At 71.5% G+C, this 22,869-nt stretch carries 14 protein-coding genes; 7 read left to right on the top strand and 7 right to left on the bottom strand.

Going from position 1 to position 22,869, the window contains the following annotated elements; genetic code table 11:
- Window position 1: 1 nt before the first annotated feature.
- From CFP65_RS36145 to CFP65_RS36115, 7 genes are all read right to left on the bottom strand, one after another.
- Complete coding sequence (locus CFP65_RS36145) at window positions 2-2,056, bottom strand: family 43 glycosylhydrolase (RefSeq protein WP_104820139.1); 2,055 nt, start codon at window positions 2,054-2,056, stop codon at window positions 2-4.
- A 91-nt stretch (window positions 2,057-2,147) separates the two neighbouring features.
- Window positions 2,148-3,647: an alpha-N-arabinofuranosidase gene (locus tag CFP65_RS36140; protein WP_104820138.1), complete on the bottom strand. Its 1,500-nt coding sequence runs from the start codon at window positions 3,645-3,647 to the stop codon at window positions 2,148-2,150.
- 35 nt (window positions 3,648-3,682) lie between these two features.
- The gene (locus CFP65_RS36135) at window positions 3,683-4,564 is read right to left on the bottom strand and encodes a carbohydrate ABC transporter permease (RefSeq protein ID WP_104820137.1); all 882 of its coding nucleotides are present in this window, start codon (window positions 4,562-4,564) and stop codon (window positions 3,683-3,685) included.
- Window positions 4,561-5,544: a carbohydrate ABC transporter permease gene (locus CFP65_RS36130; RefSeq protein WP_104820136.1), complete on the bottom strand. Its 984-nt coding sequence runs from the start codon at window positions 5,542-5,544 to the stop codon at window positions 4,561-4,563. The genes CFP65_RS36135 and CFP65_RS36130 overlap by 4 nt, the downstream gene beginning before the upstream one ends.
- A 76-nt stretch (window positions 5,545-5,620) precedes the next feature.
- Window positions 5,621-6,940, bottom strand: coding sequence for an ABC transporter substrate-binding protein (locus CFP65_RS36125; protein WP_104820135.1), 1,320 nt, complete (start codon window positions 6,938-6,940; stop codon window positions 5,621-5,623).
- A 64-nt stretch (window positions 6,941-7,004) separates the two neighbouring features.
- The gene (locus tag CFP65_RS36120; protein WP_104820134.1) at window positions 7,005-9,947 is read right to left on the bottom strand and encodes a glycoside hydrolase family 2 TIM barrel-domain containing protein; all 2,943 of its coding nucleotides are present in this window, start codon (window positions 9,945-9,947) and stop codon (window positions 7,005-7,007) included.
- 108 nt (window positions 9,948-10,055) lie between these two features.
- Window positions 10,056-11,048, bottom strand: coding sequence for a LacI family DNA-binding transcriptional regulator (locus CFP65_RS36115; RefSeq protein WP_254553242.1), 993 nt, complete (start codon window positions 11,046-11,048; stop codon window positions 10,056-10,058).
- Between the two features lie 257 nt (window positions 11,049-11,305).
- Here CFP65_RS36115 and CFP65_RS36110 point away from each other — a divergent pair, with 257 nt between their 5' ends.
- The 7 genes from CFP65_RS36110 (at window position 11,306) to CFP65_RS36080 (ending at window position 22,850) form a co-directional block, all read left to right on the top strand.
- Window positions 11,306-14,053 (top strand): DNRLRE domain-containing protein, encoded by a 2,748-nt coding sequence (locus CFP65_RS36110; protein WP_158702548.1) that lies wholly within the window; start codon window positions 11,306-11,308, stop codon window positions 14,051-14,053.
- Window positions 14,054-14,639: 586 nt separating this feature from the next.
- A complete protein-coding gene (locus CFP65_RS36105) occupies window positions 14,640-15,491 on the top strand; it encodes a DeoR/GlpR family DNA-binding transcription regulator (protein WP_254552745.1) in 852 nt (283 codons plus the stop codon).
- Window positions 15,492-15,542: 51 nt separating this feature from the next.
- On the top strand, window positions 15,543-17,477 hold the full coding sequence (locus CFP65_RS36100; RefSeq protein WP_104820132.1) for an autotransporter: 1,935 nt from the start codon (window positions 15,543-15,545) through the stop codon (window positions 17,475-17,477).
- Window positions 17,478-17,759: 282 nt separating this feature from the next.
- Window positions 17,760-18,824: a sugar ABC transporter substrate-binding protein gene (locus tag CFP65_RS36095; protein ID WP_104820131.1), complete on the top strand. Its 1,065-nt coding sequence runs from the start codon at window positions 17,760-17,762 to the stop codon at window positions 18,822-18,824.
- A gap of 47 nt (window positions 18,825-18,871) precedes the next feature.
- On the top strand, window positions 18,872-20,437 hold the full coding sequence (locus CFP65_RS36090; protein ID WP_104820130.1) for a sugar ABC transporter ATP-binding protein: 1,566 nt from the start codon (window positions 18,872-18,874) through the stop codon (window positions 20,435-20,437).
- Window positions 20,430-21,470 (top strand): ABC transporter permease, encoded by a 1,041-nt coding sequence (locus CFP65_RS36085; RefSeq protein ID WP_104820129.1) that lies wholly within the window; start codon window positions 20,430-20,432, stop codon window positions 21,468-21,470. Before CFP65_RS36090 ends, CFP65_RS36085 begins: the two co-directional genes overlap by 8 nt.
- A gap of 66 nt (window positions 21,471-21,536) precedes the next feature.
- A complete protein-coding gene (locus tag CFP65_RS36080) occupies window positions 21,537-22,850 on the top strand; it encodes an L-fuconate dehydratase (RefSeq protein ID WP_104820128.1) in 1,314 nt (437 codons plus the stop codon).
- Window positions 22,851-22,869 lie beyond the last annotated feature (19 nt).

The following is a 22,869-nucleotide window of genomic DNA, read 5'->3' as shown; positions in this document are numbered from 1 at the left end:
CCTAGGAGTTCTGTCGCTGGAAGGTCCACCGCTGGTTGGTGCTGCCGCGGTCGGCGTACTGGATCAGCGCCGCGCCGTCGGCCGTGCTGCCCCCGCTCACGTCGAGCACCTTGCCGCTGTTCCGGTTGACCAGCGTGAACTCGCCGCCGCCCTGCGGGCGCAGCTGCCACTGCTGGCTCGCCCGTCCGTCGGCGGTGGCCTGCACGACGCGTGCGCCGTCCGCCGTCGAGGAGCCCGCCACGTCGAGCACCTTGCAGCTGTGGACGCACCTGACGGTGTGGTAGCCGTCCGCCGTGGACTGGAAGAGCCACTGCTGGTTCGGCGCGCCCTTGTCGGTCCACTGGACCAGGCCCGAGCCGTCCACCGTCGAGGCACCGCCCACGTCGGCGACCTTGCCGCTGCGCACGCTCACCACCTTGTACGCCTTGGCGGCGCCGAGGGTGTACTCCACCGAGTCGAAGTCGACGTAGCCGGTGCCGTTCGGGTTGTAGGTGTACAGGCCGACCCGGTCGCCCCGGTAGCCGCCCCAGGTGAGCTGGTAGGTCGCGCCGAAGGAGGTGAAGGCGAGACCGTCGAGGCTGTACGAGAACCGGCTGACCCCGCTCACGTCCCAAGTGGTGCGCAGCCAGAGGACGTTCTGCGTGAGCGCCGGGCCGTCGGTGAGGGTGCCGTTCACGTTCTGCGAGATCGTGGTGGTGGCGCCGGAGCGCCGGACGCCCAACCCGGCGTAGGTGGCGGCGTAGTGGCAGAGCCCGGCGCGCTGGCCGTCGGCGAGGCCGTCCAGTTCGAGCCGGACGGTCACCGTCGCGCCGCCGGCCGGGCGCAGCACGCGTTGGGTGAGGGTGTTGCCCGCCTTGGTCAGGTTGTCGGCCGCCAGCGGTGCGAAGGCCTTCAGCCGCAGGTAGCCGGGGCGTTCGGTCAGCGACCAGTGGTCCGCGCGGGGCTGGTAGTACCACTCCCACTGCGGCTTGATGCTGCTCTCGGTGAACAGGTCGCCGGTCACCACGGGCGGCAGTGCGTCGAGGGGCAGGCCGGGTGTGCCGCCGGCGGGCACCTGGCCCGTCCACACCATGGAGCCGATGCCGTCCGCGCCCACCTGGCCCAGGATCGGCCAGCCGTCGACCCACGTCACCGGCAGCAGGGAGAGCGGCCGGCCCTCCCAGTCGCCGTGGCCGTGGTGGGTCACGAAGTACCAGCTGCCGTCCGGGGTCTGCACCAGCCCGCCCTGGTTGGGCTCGCGGTCCACTGCGGCGTTGACGTGCTCCAACTGCCTGGTCTCGAACGGGCCGTAGAGGCTGGAGCCGCGGTTCATCATGAGCACCCGGCCCTCGGGCTTCACCTCGCTGTACAGGTGGTAGTAGAGCCCGTTGATCTTGTAGAGCTTGTTGGCCTCGCTGCCGGACGACTGGTGGATCACCGTGGGCGTGCCGACCAGCGACTTGCCGTCGGCGGACAGCTTGAACAGGTTGATCTTGTAGCCGTCCGCGTAGTGCGAGCTGACCAGGTAGCCCTGGCCGTCGTCGTCCCAGAACGGGCACGGGTCGTCCCAGCCGGAGGTCCGCCACACCGAGGTCACCGGATCCCACGGCCCGGCCGGCGAGGCGGCCGAGGACATGAAGAAGCCCTCGTCGGGGGTGTTGAAGTACACCCGGTACCGCCCCGCGTGGTAACGGATGGACCCGGCCCACACGCCGCGGCCGTAGCGTCCCATCTGGTCCCAGTTCAGCGCCGGGCCGATGGCGGTGAGGTCGCCGGCCACGCCGCCGAGCGTCCGCCAGTTGACCAGGTCCGTCGAGTGCAGGACGGCCACGCCGGGCGAGTACCCGAAGGTGCTGGTGATGCCGTAGTAGTCGTTGCCGACCCGGATGCAGTCCCAGTCGCTGAAGTCACCCGGGAGGACGGGGTTGACGTAGGTGCCGTCGCCCTGGTCGCCCCACGTCCCGGCCGGAGGTACGGCTGCTGCCGCTGCCCCGCCCGGTGGCAGCAGGCCGGGCAGCAGCAGTGCCCCCGTGCCGATCGCCGTGAGCCGGCCGAGCTGACGTCTGGTGATCTCCACAGGTCCACTCCCTGGTGTTAGCGTTCACACTTTCTGTTAGCGTTCACATTTTGGGTCTCGAGCAGCCGGCCACTCCGGACGACCGGGTGACTCAGCCGAGCGCGACGGCGGTCCAGGACACCGGCGGCAGCTCGATGGTGAGCAGGCCGTCGGCCAGCGTGGCGTTCGCGTTCGGCCGGGGTACCACGCGGTCGGGCGCGGCGAGGGTGTTCTTCGCGTACACGTCCTGGTCGGCGAGCGTGAGCGCCTCCAGGACGCGCGAGGAGCCGAGACTGCGGACGTCGACGGTGACCTGGGCGGGCTGCGCGAGGCCGCGGTTGACGAGGAAGAGCGCGGACTGGTCCTCCTCCACGGTGGCGACGGCGTCGACGACGGCCGCCGCGCCGTACCGTGCCGTGGTGTACGTCGGCGACTCGATCACGGGACGGATCACCTCGCCGGCGGCGAGCCGACTGGTGATCGAGAACGGGTGGAAGGTGGTCTGCCGCCAGGCCGGACCGCCGGGCTCGGTCATGATCGGCGCGATGACGTTGACGAGCTGGGCGAGCGAGGCCGAGGCGACCCGGTCGCTGCGCCCCAGCAGGGTCATCATCAGGTTGCCCACCACCACGGCGTCGGCCACGCTGTAGACGTCCTCCAGCTGCCGGGGCGCGTGCCGCCACTCCTCGTTCACCTCGCCCGACTCCTGGTGCCGGGTCTGGTACCAGACGTTCCACTCGTCGAAGGAGATGCCGATCCTCTTCTTCGAGTGCTTCTTGGCGCCCACGTGGTCGATGGTCGCGGCGACGCCGTCGATGAAGGAGGCCATGTCGAGGGCCGAGGCGAGGAAGGAGCCCAGGTCACCGTCGTGCTCCTGGTAGTACGCGTGGCAGGAGATGTGGTCCACGTAGTCGTAGCCGTGCTCCAGCACGGTGCGCTCCCAGTCGCCGAAGGTCGGCATGCCGGCCGAGGAGGAGCCGCAGACGACCAGTTCGAGGTCCTTGTCGGCCATCTTCATGGCAGCGGCGGTACGGGCGGCGAGCTTGCCGTAGTCCTCGGCGTCCAGGAAGCCGGTCTGCCAGGGCCCGTCCATCTCGTTGCCGAGGCACCACATCCGGATGTCGTGCGGCTCCGGCGTCCCGTTGGCGATACGCAGGTCCGAAAGCGCGGTGCCGGACGGGTGGTTGGCGTACTCCAGCAGGTCGAGGGCGGGCAGGATGCCCCGGGTGCCGAGGTTGACGGCCAGCATCAGCTCCGAGCCGGTCAGCCTCAGCCAGGCCGCGAACTCGTCCAGGCCGACCTGGTTCGACTCCAGGGAGTGCCAGGCCAGGTCGCGGCGCACCGGGCGCTTCTCGCGCGGGCCGATCGAGTCCTCCCAGCGGAAACCGGAGACGAAGTTGCCGCCGGGGTAGCGGACTGTCGTGCTGCCGAGCTCGCGGACGAGGTCGACGACGTCCATCCGGAAGCCGTCCTTGTTCGCGCTGGGGTGCTCGGGCTCGTAGATGCCGGTGTAGACGCAGCGGCCGAGGTGCTCGACGAAGGAGCCGAAGGTGCGGCGCCGGACCGGGGCGACGACGGCCTGCCGGTCGAGGACGATGTGGGCGCGGTGCAAGGCGGTGCTCCTCTGCGGTCGGAAGCGGGCGGGCACTACTTGACGGCCCCGGCGGTCAGGCCGTTGCGCCAGAACCGCTGGAGGCTGATGAAGGCGATGAGCAGCGGGAGCAGCGAGAGGAACGCCCCGGTGATCGGCACCAGGGGCGGCACGCCGTTGGCGAACTCCGAGCGCCACTGCACCAGGCCGACGGTCACCGGCAGCCGGGAGGCGGAGTTGAGCATGAGCGAGGGCAGCAGGTAATTGTTCCAGATGCCGACGAACTGGAACAGGAAGACCGTCACCAGGGCCGGGGCCATCAGCGGCAGGGCGATCCCGAAGAAGGTGCGGCCCTCCCCCGCTCCGTCGAGCCGTGCGGCCTCGAGCAGTTCGTCCGGCACGGAGGCCGCGGCGAAGATCCGGCACAGGTAGACGCCGAACGGGCTGACGCAGCTCGGCAGCAGCACCGACCAGTAGGAGTCGGTGAGGTCGAGCTTGGCCATCAGCAGGAAGAGCGGCAGGGCGAACATCGGCGCCGGGATGAGCACCGAGGCGAGGATGACGTTGAAGACGCCCTCCCGGCCGCGGAAGTGGAACTTGCTCAGCGCGTAGCCGGCCATCGCGGAGAGCAGGGTGCTGACGCTCGCGCCGACGAGGCTGTACAGCGCGCTGTTGGCGAGCCAGGTGGAGAAGACCCCGCCCTCGAAGCCCAGCACCGTCCTGACGTTGGTGGCCAGGTCGAAGTGGGAGAACCACAGCGGCGTACCGGTGTAGAGGTAGCCCGACTTCTTGGTCGCGGAGACGAACAGCCACCACAGCGGGACCAGCGTGTAGACGGCCATCAGACCGAGCACCGCGTTGACCACGATCCTGCTCACGGACTCGCCGCCACCACGGCGGCCGGGCCGGCCCGGCCGGCTGCCCAGGGCCACGCTCATCCGGCCGCCCCCTTGCGCTGGTGGTACTTCAGGAACCCGAACGAGAGCACGAGCGTGACCAGGGCGAGGACGACGGACTCGGCCGCGGCCAGGTTCTGGCCGCCCAGGTCGATGCCCAGGGTGGTGTTCATGATCGGGGAGAACCTCGCCGAGATACCGGGGATGCGCGCGCCGACCAGCACGGCCGGCTCGGTGTACAGCTGCGCCGTCCCGATGATGGAGAAGATGGTGGTCAGCACCAGCGCGGGCCGCACCAGCGGGATCTTCACGTGCCAGGCCAGGCGCCAGCCGGTGCAGTTGTCGAGCGCGGCGGCCTCCACCACCTCGGCGGGGATCGTCTGCAGCGCGGAGTGGATGATCAGCATGTTGTAGCCGGTCCAGCCCCAGGTGATCATGTTCCCGATCGAGACCGGTACCCACGGCGGCGACAGGAAGTCGGTGGAGATCCCGAGGTGCGCGAGCGGGCCTGTGAACGGCGAGAGGCTCTTCACCAGGAGGAAAGACCACAGCACCGCGGCGATCGCGCCCGGGAGCGCGTACGGCAGGAAGTAGACGAGCCGGAAGGTCCTGCGCAGCCGGGCCGAGCGGGAGTCCAGGAGCAGCGCGAGCAGCAGGGCGAGGCCGAGCATGACCGGCACCTGGACGCAGCCGAGCAGCAGGACGCGGCCGAGGGACGCGAGGAAGTCGTGGTCGCGCAGGGCGGCGCCGTAGTTGGACAGGCCCGCGAACCCCGTGGACCGCGTACCGCCGAACAGCCCGGCGCGGTGGACGGTGAGGAAGCTCTGGTAGATCGCGTAGCCGATCGGCGCGACCATCATGGTGAGGAACAGCACCGCGAACGGCGCCAGGAAGCCGGTCGCGGTCAGGGCGGTACGGCGGCGGCCGGTGCGCCGGGGCCGGGCGGCCGACGGGACACGGCGGACCGCGGGGGGCGGCTGCGGCGGTGGCGGCACGGTGACCGCGCTGCTTGCACTGCTCATGGGTGACCTCGCTGACGGTTCGTCATCGGTGGCGGGTGCCCTGCGGCGTGGCGGACAGGCCCCAGGGCGGGGTGCCTCAGCCGCCGGTCACCGACAGGCCGAGCTGCTTGATCGCGGCGATGGTCGAGGCCTGGACCTTGGTGACGGCGTCCGGGATGCTGCCCTGGCCCATGGCGGTGGTGAAGTCGGTCTCGACCTGCTGGTAGGTCGGGCCGTTGGTCCAGGTGGTGGGGATCTGTGCGGCGGACGCCTTGAACAGGTCGCCGACCTTCTGGCCGCCGAAGTACGGGTCGCCCGCCGCGAGTGACGGGTCGTCCTGCCCGGCGATCGAGGCCGGGTACAGTCCGTTGGCGATGCCCGTGCTCACGGCCTGCGGGTCGGAGGACAGGAAGGCGGCGAACTGCTCGGCCTCGCGGGGGGTCGTGCAGCCCGTCATCACCGAGGTGGCCGAGCCGCCGTTGCTGGAGCTCTTGTGGTCGCCCGCGCTCCAGGTCGGCATCGGGGCCACCGCCCACTTGCCCGCCTGGTCCTTGAGGTCGTCCTTCAGGCCGGAGGCGGCCCAGGAGGCGTTGACGAAGGTCAGCACCTTGCCGGCCTCGGCGGCCTTGTCGAACTGCGGGTCCCAGGCGTTGCCGGGCGGCGTCACCAGGCCCTTGTCCTTCAGGCCCTGCCAGTAGGCGGCGACCTTCTGCGTACCGGGGTTGGCGATGGAGACGGTCCAGCTGTCCCCGGCGGCCGAGTACCAGGACTGGCCGGTCTGCAGGCTGAAGGCCGCCAGGTCGTTGGCGTCACCGGGCGGGGTGCCGAACTTCACGCTCGGGTCGGCGGCGGCCACCTTCTGGGCGTCGGCCTGGTACTCGTCCCAGGTGGCCGGGGGCTGGGCGATGCCGTACTTGGCGAACAGGTCCGTGCGGTAGTACAGGACCATCGGGCCGACGTCCACCGGGATGCCGTAGGTCTTGCCGCCGATGCCGACCGCCGAGACGGTGGACGGCACGTACTTGGCCAGGTCGGCGCCCGCGTACGGCGTGATGTCCAGGACCGCGTTCTTCACGAGCATCGACGGGATGGCGAAGTACTCGATCTGGGCCAGGCAGGGCCCCTTGCCGGCGGTGAGCGCGTCGGTGATCTGGGTGTAGCCGCCCTTGCCGCCCGACGGGATCTTCTTGAGGGTGATCTTGACGTTCGGGTGGGCGGCGTTCCACTGGTCAACGATCTTGGCGTAGCCGGCCCACGCCCAGAACTCCATGCTCACCGGGCCGTTCCGGCTCGGCTCGGTGGCCGGACCGGCGGCGGACGTGCTCGTGGCGCTGCTGCAGGCGCTGACGCCGGCCGCGAGCGCGGCCACGGTGGCGAAGGCCAGGAATCTGCGGGTGGGTATGGCGGTGCTGTTCATGGGAGAGGCCCTTTGGTGACGTCGGGTGGGGGACCTTGCTGAACGGCCGGCGGGCGGGGCCCGCCTACCAACTGGTGCCGAACTCGATTCCGAAGGTGGTGGGGACCGCCGCCAGCACGGACGGTGCCGAGGGGCCCGGCCCGCAGGCCGCGCTGCCCAGGCCGTGGTGCGCCTGGTCCAGGTGCAGGTGCAGCCTGCCGTCGGGGGTCGGCTCGTGCTGGTGGGTCGCGGCGGTGAGGGCTTCGGTGCTCCATGGACGCACCGTCAGGTCGATGACCGGGGCGCCGGTGACGAGCAGGGTGCCGGCCGCGGCGGTGAGCCGGGCGTGGCGGACGTGGTGGCGGTTGCCGTTCTCCTGCGGGCGGACGTAGGGGGTCTGCATCGCCGAGACGGTCGACCGGTAGCGGCCGACGCGCGCTGCGGCGCGGGAGTCGCGGTACGCCTCGCCGGGCCCGGGGCCGAACCACTCGACCTCGGCGTCGGTGCCCGGCAGCGACATCGCGACTCCCAGCCGGGGCAGCGGCACCGGCCAGGCGCCGTCGGGGGTGACGGTGGTCTCCAGCCGGAGCCGGGCCCCGTCGCCGCCGGTCCAGCGGTAGACCACGTCGAGCCCGGCGGAGGACCCGGCGGCGGCGAGCCGGGCGGTGACCGTGAGGCCCGTGGCGTCGGGTTCGACCCGCCGCACCTCGTGGCGCATCCGGTGCAGGCCGGCGGCGAGCCAGGAGTCGATCAGCGGCCCGGCGAACGCCCCGAGCAGGTCGTTGTCGATCGGGGCGCGCCAGACGTCCAGCCGCGGACCGTCGAGTTCCAGGTCGCCGAGCCGGACCAGCAGCCCGCTCCGGGCGTCGAACCGCGCGGCACCAAGCGCGAGGTACCCCTCGTGGAGGGTCGGCGCCACCGGGGCGAAGGGGGCGGCCGGGCTCGCCGGAACCACCAGCCCCTGGCCCCAGGCGATCTCGTGGCCGGCCCCGGCCCAGGTCTCGTCGGCTGCGAGCGCCGCGGTGACGGTCAGCCAGACCTCTTGACCCGAGCCGCCCTTGCGCGCCGCGTCGAGCGCGGCAGTGAGCTCGGCGGGCCAGTCGACGGTGCCCGTCGCACCCGGTCCGGTCGCAGGGACGGCCAGGCCGCCGGAGCCGACCGGCTCGCCGCCCACCTCGACACTCCAGCGGAAGTCCAGGTAGCCGCTGTGGCGGACGTGGTGCAGGTTGCGCACGGTGACCTGCCGCGCCACCGGGTCGACGCGGATCCGGACCGGCTCGATGACCTTCTTGTACTCGACCAGGCCCGGCGAGGGCGTGCGGTCGGGGAAGAGCAGCCCGTCGGCGACGAAGTTGCCGTCGTGGATCTCCTCCCCGAAGTCGCCGCCGTAGGCGTGGAAGGACTCCTCGTGCTCGGTGGTCCGCGCGATCCCGTGGTCGATCCACTCCCAGACGAACCCGCCGGCCAGCCGCGGGTGCGCCTCGATGACCTCCTGGTACTCGGCCAGCCCGCCGGGGCCGTTGCCCATGGCGTGCGCGTACTCGCAGAGCACGACCGGCAGCGAACGGCGGTGGGCGTCGTCGGCCGGGTCGGCGGTCACGGGCTCCTGGCGGCGCCCGGCTGCGGCCAGCTCGTCCAGGCCGAGGTACATCCGGGAGTACAGGTCGACGTAGGAGCAGCTCGCCCAGTCGCCCTCGTAGTGGATCAGGCGGCTGTCGTCGCGCCGCCTGATCCAGGCGGCCGCGGCGGCGAGGTTGGAGCCGGTACCGGCCTCGTTGCCCAGCGACCAGACGATGACCGAGGGGTGGTTCTTGTCCCGTTCCACCAGCCGCTCGGCCCGGTCCAGGTAGGCCGCGCGCCAGGCGGGGTCGTCGCTGGGGTTGCGCCGCCAGCCGCCGGCCACGAAGCCGTGCGTCTCGAGGTCACCCTCGCAGAACACCCACAGCCCGTGCTCGTCGCACAGGTCCAGGAAGCGGCGGTCGGGCGGGTAGTGGCTGGTGCGCACCGCGTTGATGTTGTGCTGTTTCATCAGCAGCACGTCGGCCAGCATGGTCTGCTCGGTCAGCGTCCGCCCCGTCAGCGGGTGCCACTCATGGCGGTTGACGCCCCGCAGGGGGATCGGCCGGCCGTTGGCGGTCAGCACGCCGTCCACCACGGCCACGGTACGGAAGCCGATGCGCAGCGGGATCCGTTCCCCGGCCGCCGAGACCAGCTCGCCGGAGTACAGGCGCGGGTGCTCGTCCGACCAGGGCTCGACGCCGTCGACCGGGTGCGGGCCGGCCGGGTCGGCGGCGGTGATGCCGAGCTCGGGTACCGTCAGCGTCACCGCGGTCGGGGCGGTGACCTCGACGGCCGGGGTGCCCCGGCCCGTGGTGTGGTCGTAGGCGGTGTGGACGAAGAAGTCCTCGACCCCACGGGCGGCCACGGCGACCGACCGGAAGATGCCGGACAGCCACCACATGTCCTGGTCCTCCAGGTAGCTGCCGGAGGACCACTGGTGCACCCGGACCGCGAGCAGGTTCCGGCCCGGCCGCAGCGCGGCGGAGGCGTCGAACTCGGTGGTCAGCCGGCTGCCCTTGCCGTCGCCGAGCCTGGCGCCGTTGAGCCAGACCGCGAACGCGGAGTCGACGCCCTCGAACCGCAGGACGGCCGCCCCCGTCGGGAACTCCTCCGGCACCTCGAACGCGCGGCGGTACTCCCCCGTCGGATTCTCCCGGGGCACTCGCGGCGGGTCGACCGGGAACGGGTAGCTGATGTTGGTGTAGGCGGGGGCGCCGCAGCGTGGCTCGCCCGGCAGGCCGGTCAGCTGCCAGCAGGACGGCACGGCGAGCAGGTCCCAGCCGCTGTCGTCGAACTCCGGCTCGGCGAAGCCTCCGGTGAGGTCGTCCAGCCCTGACGCCAGCCGGAATCTCCAGTCGCCGTCCAGCCCGATCACGGGCAGGTCGGAGGTGAACGCGGCACGCGGCCGCAGCCGTCCGGTGCCCGGCGACGGGTCTTCGACGTAGGCGTGGGGGGCGAGGTCGTTCATCGGCGGGGCAGTTCCTTTCGGGGCTCGTCTCTCGGGGCTCGTCTCTCGGGAACTCGTCTCGGTGCTCGTCTCGATGGCGGCAGGCGGCACGGCCCGCCGCTCACGGGGTCAGCTGCGCGGCGGGGCGCTGCTCGCCCGGACGGTCAGGGTCGGGCGCAGCAGGGAGATGACGTTGGTCGGCGGCCGGCCGGAGTCGACGGCGCGCAGCAGCAGTTCGACGGCCTGCTGGGCCATCTCGCGCTTGGGGAAGGTGACCGTGGTCAGAGCAGGTTCGATCCGGCCGACCTGGGCGATGTCGTCGAAGCCGACGACGCTGACGTCCTCGGGGACGCGTCGGCCCGACCGGACCACCGCCTCAATGGCGCCCAGCGCCAGCACGTCGTGGGTGCCGAAGACCGCCGTCAGCTGCGGATCCGCCGCCAGCGCCGCGCAGGCCGCGGCGTACCCGCCGGCGGCGTCGTCGCTGGTGCGGGTGAACACCATGCGGTCGTCGATGGTCAGCCCGTCGGCGGCGAAGGCCCGGCGCAGCCCGGCGACGCGCAGCGTGTGCGCGGGCAGGTCGGCGATCACCGCGACGTCCCGGTGGCCGAGCTCGCGCAGGTGGCGGCCGGCCAGGAAGCCGGCGTGCTCGTAGTCGATGGACACCACCGGGAGGGTGGTGGGCGGCTCGCCCTCCCAGGCGAACAGCGCGACCGGGAAGGCGGCCGCGGTGAGCATCGGCAGCTGCTGCTCGACGCCGCTGTCACCGGCGACCAGCAGGGCGTCCACCGAGCGGGCGGCGAGGTTCTCCAGGTGGGCGCGGGTGTAGTCGGGATCGTCGCGGGTGGTGGCCAGCAGCAGGTTGTAGCCGTGGCCGACCAGGACGTTCTCGACCTCCTCGACCACCTCCGAGTAGAACGGATTGGCCACCGACGGCACGAACAGCCCCACGGTCGAGGTGCTGCCCGTGCGCAGCGAGCGCGCCACCAGGTTCGGCGTGTAGCCGAGCTCGGCGATCGCCGTGTTCACCTTCACCAGGGTCTCCGGCCGCACCTTCTTGCCGGCCACCACATTGGAGACGGTCTGCTTGGTGACTCCCGCCCGAGCAGCCACCTCCGCCATTGTCACCACGAGCACTCCCGAAACTTTTATCGATCCACGAGGGTGGCGACAGCGTAGGCCCGCCCACAGCGTCGAGGCAAGGCATCGCGCAGGATCCGTAATCCCCTTGTCACATCCGAGAATTGAGCCGCCGTGCAGGTGAGGTCCGATGCCCTGCGCCCCATGCGCGCCAACCGTTGACGCCCCCGGAAATACGCCATTAACATCCCGGCCACGCCGGTCACTTGGATCGGTCAACTCCTCGAGGGGAGAGAGTCATGATCCGACCGGCCGCAGGCGCCGTCCTCACCGCGAGCCTCCTACTCGCCGGCACCGGCACCGTCCCGGCACCGGCCGCCGCCACCACCCCGGTCACGGTCCACACCTACGCGCCGTCAGGCGTAGGGGGCGGCGCGACCACCTCGCCGGACGTGGCCTCCGCCAAGTACCGGGTGCAGGCCGCCGGCACACCCGTCCAGGCCGTGCAGTACACCGAGAGCGGCCACAACTTCGACATCGCGCGGTTCGCGTCCGACTCCCGGACCCCGACGGTCACGGTCGCGCTGCCGAGCACCACGATCGACACGGTGAACGTCTACCCGGCGCGCTACTACCCCGCCGGCAGCGTCGCGGTGAGCCCGGACAGGCACACCCTGACGTTCCAGCTGTCCGCAACCGCCGGGCTCAACGAGGCGATCGTGATGGTCAACGGCGACTCGACCAACGCCACCGGCCAGCCCTACCTGGCGGTGGTCAACGACCCGTTGGAAGACCCGGCGCGGCGCCCCGACACCACCAGCGGGCCGGACGGCTCAGGCGTCAACCTGCAGACCGGAGTCCTCAACTTCCAGCAGTTCGCGGCACGTTACCTCGCCGCCCACCCGAACGGCGCAGCGCAGAGCGCTCCCACCGCGACGACCAGCTCGATGGCCGGCAAGACCGTCGACGGCACCGCCGTCCCCGCCGGTCAGCCGACCTCGCCCGGGAGCCTGGTGAGCGCCAACACCGTCAATGTGCGCTACCCCAAGGTGCGGGCGATGGCCGCCGACGACCTCACGTACGCCCTGCGGGGCGCCGTCGACACCATCAGAGCCAACCCGACCGCGCTCAACACGCTCTACTTCCCGAACGGCACCTACCTCTGGTCGGGCCTGCTGGTCAACGGCGTGGACGGCGGCAGGCTCACCGGCGGCAAGCTGAAGATCTACACCGACGAAGGGGCCCTGCTGAGGAACCGCGTCCAGGCGTACATGGAGGCCTTCGAACCGGCGATCGGGATCGTCAACTCCAACCACATCGAGATCGACGGCCGCGGCGTCTTCGACGGCAACGGCGTGGCGAACTACAACGCCGCCGGCAGCGGTGACTCGCACGACGCCTACCGCAGCCAGCACCAGGGCGGCGTCATGGTCATGCACTCCTCGGACATCACGTTCAACGACACCTACGAGCGCAACGCGAAGCAGTGGAACTACGAGACCCACAGCGCCGACCGGGTGACGTTCACCAACATCAAGGCCCTCACCCCGTACCGCCAGCCGTGGATCGACGGGACGGACTTCGCCAGCGGCCAGGACATCACCGCCGACGGCGTCTTCACCCTCGGCAACGACGACGCGTTCGCCTCCGGCCACTACAACCCCAGCGACGGGTTCACCCCGCTGGCCTCCGGCGTGTGGAACAACTTCCAGCTCGGCACCGCCGGCGCCGACGTCCAGGGCTACGTCAACACGGTAGCCGCCCACGACGCCGTCGCCGGCTACCTCGGGTTCGACTCCTACCACTGGGACACCGAGGACTCGAAGAGCATCTCGGTCAGCAACACGCTGAACTGGTCCGTCGCGGCCGGCAACGCGATCCGGATCGGCTGGAGTCCGTACGGATACCGGCTCACCGACTACACGTTCGACAATTTCAACTCCGTGTCGCCGTGGGCCGGCGGCATCTACACGCACAACGGCCCCAACCCGTACCCGCGCATCCAGAGCATCGTGGTGCGGAACAGCTCGATCGACACCTCCCGCTTCACCCAGGGCCCGCTCTGGCTGGGCGGCGGCAACGGATCAACCCAGACCATCACCGCCGACCAGCAGGCGACCTACGGCTACGCCCCTAACCCCGACGGGTCGGGCACCACGTACGGCTACCCCAGGACCCCGATCGGCACCTTCATCCTCGACAACGTGTGGTTCTCGCGGCAGAACACCAGCAGCACGCTGAACGGCACCACGAACGTGACGCTGAACAACCTCCGCGTCGCCGGCCGGCTCGTCGAGTACACCGGCCAGCTGCCGCTGACGACCAGCGGCATCGGCACGCTGACCACCACCTACACCGACGCGAGCGGTCAGACCCGGAACGTGAAGCCCGGCGCCGTGACCAGCGGCGACACCTGGGTGGGCGCGTGGAGCGGCGACCAGAGCACGAACAACTCCGCCGACCTGACCCTCATCACCCGCAATACCGGGGTCGGCCTGATGGGCGAGCAGTACACCACCGGATCCGGTGACGGGAAGCTCTCCTACCTCCAGTTCCCGCTCGGCAGCCTCACCAAGGCACCGACGCAGGCCACCCTGCACCTCACCTACGTCGGCCACCGCTACTCCGCCGTGCCGGCGACCGACACCGACCAGTTGCTCGTCCAGCCGGTGAGTGACACCACCTGCACCGGCGGCGGCACGTCCTGCCCGGTCTCCACGATGACCTGGCAGAACCGCCCGAGCTTCACCGCGACGGCCTCCTCCGTCGCCAGGTCGGCCGCCTTCACCCTGGGCTCGACCCTCGTCCCCGAAGGCGGCGGCACCCACCAGGGCAACGCCGTCGACGGCCGCGACATCACCGTGGACATCACCTCCTTCGTCCAGAACGCCTACGCGGCCAAGCAGTCCACCCTCCTGCTCGCCATCGGCAACGCGGGCGGCACCGCCCACGAACTGCGCTTCGTCAGCTCCGACGGCGCCACCGGCCCGGGCGCACTCACCCATGGGACCTCCGACATGACGCCCGCGCTGACCATGACCCCGTAGACCGACCCGCCACTCCCTGCGGCCCACGTCCCTGTACACCCCGGCCCCGACCGAGCCGGGCCGGCCCCGGTCCCGACCCCGAGGCTTCCCACGACCACCGTGCGTCCGGCCGCCGGCGCACCGCTGCTCGCCGAGCCAGCCACCCTGGGCACCCCGGGCACCCCGGAGGCCTCCGAACGGTTCCAGCGCGCAGCCGCCCGGCCCGTCGGCGTAGGGCCCCTCGTACGGCTCACGCCGGGCGGGCGCCGCCGCGGCACGCGCCCTCCTCACCCGGTATCGCGCACGAGGGGCCCTCCAACAACGCGCCCACTGTCCGACGCCACCCGCAAGAGCGGCACCGGGCGTCATGTCCACGGGCGCGGCTCTGGCAGACTGTCCCCGGTCGGGAGGCCGTCTCGTCGGTCTCCGCACCCCGGCGCCGGGTACGCCGGCACCGGGTACGCCGACGCCCTCGCCGCGCTCCTCCCGCCGCCGCTCCGTCCCTCGAGCGTCCCGCGACCCTCGCGGCTGCGCGTCCCGCCCGCCGCAGGGCCCGGCTCGCAGCGGGCCGGAACAGCGGCGCGTCTCCTCGTCCGAAAGGGCCTCCGTGACTGATCAGATGGTGCTCACCTCTCGGCGCCGGGAGTTGATCCTGGAGACGGTCCGCTCGACCGGCGGGATCCGCATCGCCGCACTGGTCGACCGGTTGGGCGTGTCGAGCGTGACCGTCCACCGTGACCTGGACGTGCTGGTCCGCCAGGGCGTCGTGCGCAAGGTGCACGGCGGGGCGGTGGCGGTGGAGTCGGCCGGGCGGGGCAGGGCCCGGCCTGCCCCCGAGCCCGACCGGGCGGGTACCGAGGCCGCACTGGCCGATGCGGCGGTGCGGCTGGTGGCGCCGGGCGCCGTGGTGGCCCTCGCGGCCGGGCCCACGGCCCTGGCGGTGGCGGCTCGGCTGCCGGAGATCCCGGATCTGACGGTGGTGACCAACTCCCTACCGGTCGCGGACCTGTTGGCGGAGGCCGGCCGCCACGCCGGAACGGCCGGGCCGTCGGTGGTCCTGTCCGGCGGCACTCCCACCCGGTCGGGGGCCTTGGTGGGGACGCTGGCGGACCAGGCGATCCGGTCCCTGCCCACCGACCTGCTGTTCCTGGGTGTGCACGGCGTCAGCGAGCGGGCCGGCCTCACCACGCCCGACCTCGCGGAGGCGCAGACCAATCGGGCCCTGATCGCCTCGGCGGGCCGTACGGTCGTGCTGGCCGGCCACACCAGGTGGGGCGTCGTCGGGCTGAGCAGCTTCGCCGCCCTCGCGGAGGTCGAGTGTTTCATCACCGACGACGCCCTCCCGGCCGCCGCCCGCGACGTCCTCGCCCGCAAGACCGGTGAACTGCTCCTCGTCCCGGCCGTCCGCTTGCCAGGCCATCAGAAGTCTTGGCACCATAGTGAGCGCTCACAATTGTGAGCGTTAACATACCCGGGTGACCGCCACCCGGATCCTGGAAGTGCACTTTCGATGAAGCGTGCCCGCCGTGCGCTGCCGGCGTTCGCCCTCGTAGCGGCGACGACGGCCATGCCCGTGGCCTCGGCCCCGGCAGCTTCGGCAGCGGCCGGGGACATCACCTCCTCGGTGCTCGCGGGCCGGGACGTGGTCCTGGACGGGAGCGCCGTCGTCACCGTGCCGCCCGGGATCCACACCTACCCCGGCGTCATCAGCGGGAAGGGGACCCTGCGGATCACCGGAACAGGCACCCTGGTCCTCAGCAAGGACAGCACCTTCACCCTCCCCACCCCTCGGCAGTCCGTCACGGTGCCCGGCGGCAACCATCCGTACGTGGTCATCGACAGCCCCGACCAGCCGGCGGTGACCGTGGACTCGGGGGCCACCCTCCAGTACGGGACAGGCGGGGCCACCGGCCTGATCGGCGCCTTCCCCTACAACACGCCCGGCTACCAGCAGAACCAGGACAACATCCGGGTCGACGGCACCCTGATCCTCTCCCTCACCCGCGCCTTCAACCTCGGCGTGATCAGCGGCTCCGGCACGATACTCCAGCCCCGCAACACGTGGGGCACCCTCCAGCTCTGCGGCACCAACCCCTTCTCCGGAGTGCTCGACATCGGCACCGGGGCCGACTACGCCGCCACCACCTGCACGGCCGACCTGCCGAACGCCCGCGCCGTGGTCAACCGCGGCTCGTGGATCATCGACACCCCGCTGAACCAGACCGTCGTCCAGCGCCAGGACTTCTTCAGCCGGGAGTACGGCAACGACGTCAACGTCCACTCCCGCCCGGGCAGCAAGGTCATCCTGACCGGGGTCTACAGCTACAGCGACAACACCGACGACGCCGCGCCCGCACTGAGCGACTCCGGCCTGAACTGGCAGACCGTGCCTCACCAGTTGAACAAGCGCGGCACCAACATCGAAGGCGCGGACGTCCACTGGGGCGACGGCACCACCCACCGGATCTTCCTGCCGGGCACGGCCCGCACGGCCTACGTCAACCTGCACGCCAACCGGCAGCGCTCCCGCCTGACCTTCGACTACAACGGGCCCGTCACCCTCGGCCTGCCGATCGGCGGCGGCCAGTACCACGACACCCTGAGCGCCCCGGGTGCCGGTGACGTGGTCATCGCCGGCACCAGCGGCAACGACGTGACCTTCGCCGTCGCCCAGTTCTACGACGGCTCCACGACCATCCAGCCGGGCGCGACCCTGCGGCTCGGGTCGGGCAAAGGCGGCGTCGACGCCGGCGCCGACGGCAGCCTCCGTACCGGGAGCCCGCTCGACCGGATCCTCGACGACGGGTCGCTGATGATCCAGAACCTCCGGACGCCCACCACCCTGCCGCCGCTCTCCGGCGCCGGTTCGCTCACCCAGGACGGCACCGCGACGACCACCCTGACCGCCGACTCCCGCACCGGCGCCACCACGGTGGCCAGGGGCACGCTCGCCGTGACCGGCACCTCGCTCTCCTCGTCCGGCGAGGTCTCCCTCACCGGCCCGTCGGCCGTGCTCGACCTGAGCGCGGCATCAGCCACGGCGCTGCGGCAGCTCACCGCCGTCACCGGCGCGAAGATCATCCTGCCGACCGGCAGCCCGGCCCTCACCGTGGGCGGCCGGCCGGCCACCGTCTCCGGCGCAACGCTCACCGTGCAAGGACTCACCTTCGCCCTCACCCAGGAAGGCGGCCGCACCGTGCTGACCGCCGCACCCCCTGGCCAGACCGGCAGCCCGGCGCCAAGCCCCACGGCCAACGGCACCACCCCGGCCGAGTCGCCCGAAGCCGGAGCCGAGGCCGAAGCCGAAGCCGACGGACAGCTCGCGCCCACGGTGGCCTGGGCACTCCTCGGCGCCGCCACCGTGGTCCTGGCGCTCGCCGCCGCCCTGGTTGCGCTCCACCGCCGTGGGCGAGAGCGCAACCACCGCCCCCGGCACGGCCGCTGACGGGCAGTACCGGACGCCCGCCGGCGCCGGCCCCCCACGAAGTTCGTCCATTCAAGCCCCGCTGTCAACAGGCGCGGCAGGATTGATGGGATTTTTGCCCGCAGGCCGACACTCCCTCACCTCTCCAATCACCCACACTGCCTGCAATATTGCTCGATGCCTAGACATCACCCCGCCTCGCCGCCTATACATACATCCCATCTCTCCGATGCGGCGGCCCACCTCAGCTACCGCCCGGCACAGCTCTCTCCCGCTCACAGGGACCAGCGCGAGGAAGTACCGATGAGACTCAGGACCGCACTCTGCTCCGCCGCCTCGGCCATGTCCGCCCTGGCTCTGCTCAGCGCCTGCAGCAGCACCTCGGGCGCCACCGCCGCGTCGGGCGGCGCGCCGCTGGTCGGTGTCGATTACCCGCGTTCCGACACCGACTTCTGGAACTCGTACATCAAGTACACGCCGCAGTACGCAAGCCGGTTGGGCCTGTCGCTGAAGACCACTAACTCGCAGAACGACGTCGCCAAGCTGACCGCCAACGCGCAGACCTTCATCAGCCAGGGGGTGAAGGGGATCGCGATGGCGCCGCAGGACACCGCCGCCATCGCGCCGACGCTGGCGCAGCTGGAGGCGAAGAAGATCCCGGTCGTCACCATCGACACCCGTCCCGACAGCGGCAGCGTGTTCATGGTGGTGCGGGCCGACAACCGCGCCTACGGCGAGAAGGCCTGCCGGTTCCTCGGCACGAAGCTGGGCGGCCAGGGCAAGGTCGTCATGCTGGAGGGCGGCCTCGACTCGATCAACGGCCGGGACCGCACCGAGGCGTTCGACGACTGCATGAAGAAGGACTACCCCGGCATCAAGGTGCTCGGGGAGGCCACCAACTGGGACGGCGCGGTCGCCGCGCAGAAGCTCCAGACCGACCTGACGGCCAACCCGGACGTCAAGGGCGTCTACATGGAGTCCAGCTTCGCCCTGGCCGGCACGCTCCAAGTGCTGAAGCAGAAGGGCCTGCTGGTCGCACCGACGGACCCGAAGCACGTCTTCGTGGTGTCCAACGACGGCATCCCCGAGGAGCTCAAGTCCATCGCGGCGGGCAAGATCGACGCCACCGTCTCCCAACCGGCCGACCTGTACGCCAAGTACGCCCTGTCCTACCTGCAGGCGGCGATCGAGAAGAAGACGTTCGCGCCGGGCAAGACCGACCACGACAGCACCATCATCCAGGTCCGTCCCGGCCTGCTGGAGGACCAGCTCCCCGCTCCCCTGGTCACCGCCGACGGCGGCAGCTACGGCGGGGTGCCCAGCGTCAAGAGCGACGACTCCTCCCTGTGGGGCAACAACCTCGGCTGACCTCCCCGGTCCAGCACCCAACGGCTGACAATGACAAGGCGGTTGTGATGAGCGACGGGGAGCGGACAGCCAACCCCGCGCCCGCCCAGGCGGACGACGGACGGCCCCACTCGGGCCCGCCCGTCGTCGAGGCGACGGGCGTGGTCAAACGATTCGGTCCGACGGTGGCCCTCGACGGCGCCAGGATCACCATCAGGCCCGGCGAGACCCACGCACTCGTCGGCCGCAACGGAGCCGGCAAGTCGACGCTCGTGTCGGTCCTCACCGGCCTGCAGGCCCCCGACGCGGGGACGGTCGCCTTCGGCGGCAGGGCGGCTCCACGGCTGGCGGACCGCGACGGCTGGCGGCAGCGGGTGGCCTGCGTCTACCAGAAGTCCACGATCATCCCCACCCTGACGGTGGCCGAGAACCTGTTCCTGAACCGGCACGGCCACGGCCGCAGCGGGCTCATCAGCTGGCCGGCCGTACGCCGGCAGGCGCGGGAGCTGCTGGCGACCTGGTCCGTGGACGTGGACCCGCAGACCTCGGCCGGCGATCTGAGCGTGGAGCAGCGGCAGTTCGTGGAGATCGCCCGGGCGCTGTCCTTCGGTGCCCGGTTCATCATCCTGGACGAGCCGACCGCCCAGCTCGACGGCGCGGCCATCGCCCGCCTCTTCGACCGGATCCGCGATCTGCAGCGCCAGGGCGTGACCTTCCTGTTCATCAGTCACCACCTCCAGGAGGTCTACGACATCTGCGACATGGTGACGGTGTTCCGCGACGCCCGGCACGTGGTGACCACGCCGGTCGCGGAACTCCCCCGCACCGAGCTGGTCGCGGCGATGACCGGTGAGGCGGCCGGCGACCGGCCGCCCAGGCGCTCCGGCAGCCTCGCCCTCACCGGCGCACCGGCCCTGTCGGTGCGGGAGTTGGCCACTGCCGGTGCCTACGGCGAGGTGACCTTCGAGGTGGGCGCCGGGGAGATCGTCGGGCTGGCGGGGGCCGCCGGCAGCGGTCGTACCGAGGTCGCCGAGACCGTCGTGGGGCTGCGGGCGGCCCAGGCGGGCGAGGTGGCGATCGCCGGGCGGCGGCCCCGGCCCGGCAGCGTGCCCGCCGCGCTCGCCGCCGGTGCCGGGTTCGTCCCGCAGGACCGGCACCACCAGGGTTTCGTGCCCGGCATGTCGATCGCCGACAACGCCACGCTCTCCGTGCCGCACCGGCTCGGCCGGCACGGATTCCTCAGCCGCAGGCGGCGGGACCAGCTCGCCGGCGACATGATCGAGCGGCTGGCGGTCAAGACGCCCGGGCCCGAGCTGCCCGTCTCCGCACTCTCGGGCGGCAATCAGCAGAAGGTCGTGATGGCCCGGGCCCTGGCGGACGACCCCCGCCTGCTGGTGCTGATCAATCCGACCGCCGGCGTGGACGTGCGTTCCAAGGAGTTCCTCCTCGGCAAGGTCGAGGAGACGGCGCAGAGCGGCACGGGCGTGCTCATTGCCTCCGACGAACTCGACGACCTGCGCATGTGCGACCGGGTCCTGGTGATGTTCCAGGGCCGGGTGACCTCGGAGATGACCCGCGGCTGGCACGACCACGAGCTCGTGGCCGCGATGGAAGGAGTGGACCTCGATGCCTGAAACCGTCCTCGCGGACGCGGCCGCCGGGGCCGTGGAGCCCAGGCCCCCGCGCACCGCGCTGCTCGGCGGTCGGATACCCCTGGCCCGGCTGCGCGACCTCGCCCTCGTCCCCGCGATCGTCGTCATCGCGATCGTCGGACAGATCGTCAACCCCGTCTTCCTGCAGGCCGACAACCTCCTCAACGTCCTGCAGACCATGTCCGAGATGGCCCTGCTGGTCCTCGCCCAGACGATGATCCTGATCGTCAAGAAGATGGACCTCTCCCTGGAGTCGACCATGGGCCTCGCCCCCGGCGTCGCGGCCTGGCTGGTCGTCCCGGCCGGCGCGGGCCACGGGCTCGGCCTGCTCCCCGGCGCCTGGGCGGTGCCGGTCACCTTGGCCGTCGGGGTGCTCGTCGGCGTGGTCAACTCGCTGCTGATCATCCGCTTCGGCCTCAACGGCTTCATCGTCACCCTCGGCATGCTCATCGTGCTGCGCGGCATCCTCACCGGCATCTCCGGCGGTCAGACCTTCTTCCAGCTGCCGGAGTCGATGCTCTACCTCGGCACCGCCGAGTGGTTCGGGGTGCCCGTCTCCATCTGGACCTGCCTGGCCCTGTTCGCGATCGCGATCGTGGTGCTCGGCTGGACCGGCTTCGGCCGCTCCCTCTACGCCATCGGCGGCAACGTCGACGCTTCGAGGGCGGCCGGCATCCGGACCGACCGGGTGCTGTGGACGGTGATCGTCAGCGGCAGCACCCTCGCCGCCCTGGCCGGGCTGATGCTGTCCGGCCGCCTGGCCTCGGTCGCCTCCGCCCAGGGCAACGGCTACATCTTCACCGTCTTCGCCGCCGCCGTCATCGGCGGGATCAGCCTGAACGGCGGCAAGGGCACGATGTTCGGCGCGTTCTGCGGCATCCTGCTGCTCTTCATGATCCAGAACGTCCTCACGCTGGCGGGCGTCCCCGCCCAGTGGATCGGCGCCCTCAACGGCCTGATCATCCTGGTCGCCCTCGCCATCTCCCGGATCACCGGCGGCAAGGTCCAGGAGTGACCCGGACGGCCGTCACCGGCCGCCCGCCCCGCCGTACCGACTTTGTCCCTCACAGGAGTTGCCGCCATGCCCTCGTCCGCCGTCATCACCTCGCTGGACGTCCTGGACGTCCGCTTCCCCACCTCCGAGCAGCTGGACGGCTCGGACGCCATGAACCCCGAGCCCGACTACTCCGCCGCCTACGTGGTGCTGCGCACCGACGCCGGCGACGGACTGGAGGGTCACGCGCTCGCCTTCACCACCGGACGCGGCAACGACGTGCAGGCCGCCGCCATCGCGGCCCTCGCGCCCTACGTGGTCGGCCTGTCCGTCGAGGCGGTCTGCGCCGATCTCGGTGCGTTCGCCCGCACGCTCGTCCACGACCCCCAACTGCGCTGGCTCGGACCGGAGAAGGGCGCCATCCACATGGCCACCGGAGCCGTCGTCAACGCCGCCTGGGACTTGGCCGCCAAGCGCGCCGACCGGCCCGTCTGGCGCTTCCTCGCCGAGATGTCCCCCGAGGAGCTGGTCGCCCAGGTGGACTTCCGATGGCTCGGCAACGCCCTCACCCCCGAGGAGGCGCTCGCGATCCTCCGCCGCGCCGAGCCCGGCCGCCGGGAGCGCACCGCCCGCCTGCTCGAACGCGGCTACCCCGCCTACACCACCACCCCCGGCTGGCTCGGCTACTCCGACGAGAAGCTGACCCGCCTCGCCCGGGAGGCCGTCGCCGACGGCTTCACCCAGATCAAACTGAAGGTCGGCGCGGACCTGGCGGACGACGTACGGCGGATGCGGGCCGCCCGGGAGGCGGTCGGGCCGGACATCCGCATCGCCGTCGACGCCAACCAGCGATGGGACGTGGCACCGGCGATCGAGTGGATGCGCGCCCTCGCCCCGTACGACCCGTACTGGATCGAGGAGCCCACCTCCCCCGACGACATCCTCGGCCACGCGGCCGTCCGCGCCGCCGTCAGCCCCGTCAAGGTCGCCACCGGCGAGCACATCGCCAACCGGGTCGTCTTCAAGCAGCTGCTCCAGGCCGGCGCGGTGGACATCGTGCAGATCGACTCCGCCCGGGTCGGCGGCGTCAACGAGAACCTCGCGATCCTGCTGCTCGCCGCGAAGTTCGGCGTCCCCGTCTGCCCGCACGCCGGCGGTGTGGGGCTGTGCGAGATGGTCCAGCACCTGTCGATGTTCGACTACGTCGCCGTCTCCGGCACCACCGAGGACCGGGTCATCGAGTACGTCGACCACCTGCACGAGCACTTCGTCGACCCCGTCCGCATCGCCGGCGGCCACTACCTCGCGCCGACCCTGCCCGGCTTGAGCGCACAGATGCACCCGGCCTCGCTCAAGGAGTACGCCTACCCCGACGGCCCGGTCTGGGCCGCCCGCCACTGACCGGTCGTCGCGGGCATGG

Origin of the sequence: Kitasatospora sp. MMS16-BH015 (genome assembly GCF_002943525.1) — a bacterium.
Classification (GTDB): Bacteria; Actinomycetota; Actinomycetes; order Streptomycetales; family Streptomycetaceae; genus Kitasatospora.
The sequence above is the reverse complement of the archived record's forward strand: the minus strand, read 5'-3'. Positions and strand labels throughout refer to the sequence as shown.

Coding starts and splice junctions, on each gene's coding strand:
- CFP65_RS36095 (WP_104820131.1), top strand. CDS start 17,760: ATGAGACTCAGGACCGCACTCTGCTCCGCCGCCTCGGCCATGTCCGCC.
- CFP65_RS36135 (WP_104820137.1), bottom strand. CDS start 4,564: ATGAGCGTGGCCCTGGGCAGCCGGCCGGGCCGGCCCGGCCGCCGTGGT.
- CFP65_RS36100 (WP_104820132.1), top strand. CDS start 15,543: ATGAAGCGTGCCCGCCGTGCGCTGCCGGCGTTCGCCCTCGTAGCGGCG.
- CFP65_RS36090 (WP_104820130.1), top strand. CDS start 18,872: ATGAGCGACGGGGAGCGGACAGCCAACCCCGCGCCCGCCCAGGCGGAC.
- CFP65_RS36115 (WP_254553242.1), bottom strand. CDS start 11,048: ATGGCGGAGGTGGCTGCTCGGGCGGGAGTCACCAAGCAGACCGTCTCC.
- CFP65_RS36125 (WP_104820135.1), bottom strand. CDS start 6,940: ATGAACAGCACCGCCATACCCACCCGCAGATTCCTGGCCTTCGCCACC.
- CFP65_RS36120 (WP_104820134.1), bottom strand. CDS start 9,947: ATGAACGACCTCGCCCCCCACGCCTACGTCGAAGACCCGTCGCCGGGC.
- CFP65_RS36110 (WP_158702548.1), top strand. CDS start 11,306: ATGATCCGACCGGCCGCAGGCGCCGTCCTCACCGCGAGCCTCCTACTC.
- CFP65_RS36130 (WP_104820136.1), bottom strand. CDS start 5,544: ATGAGCAGTGCAAGCAGCGCGGTCACCGTGCCGCCACCGCCGCAGCCG.
- CFP65_RS36080 (WP_104820128.1), top strand. CDS start 21,537: ATGCCCTCGTCCGCCGTCATCACCTCGCTGGACGTCCTGGACGTCCGC.
- CFP65_RS36085 (WP_104820129.1), top strand. CDS start 20,430: ATGCCTGAAACCGTCCTCGCGGACGCGGCCGCCGGGGCCGTGGAGCCC.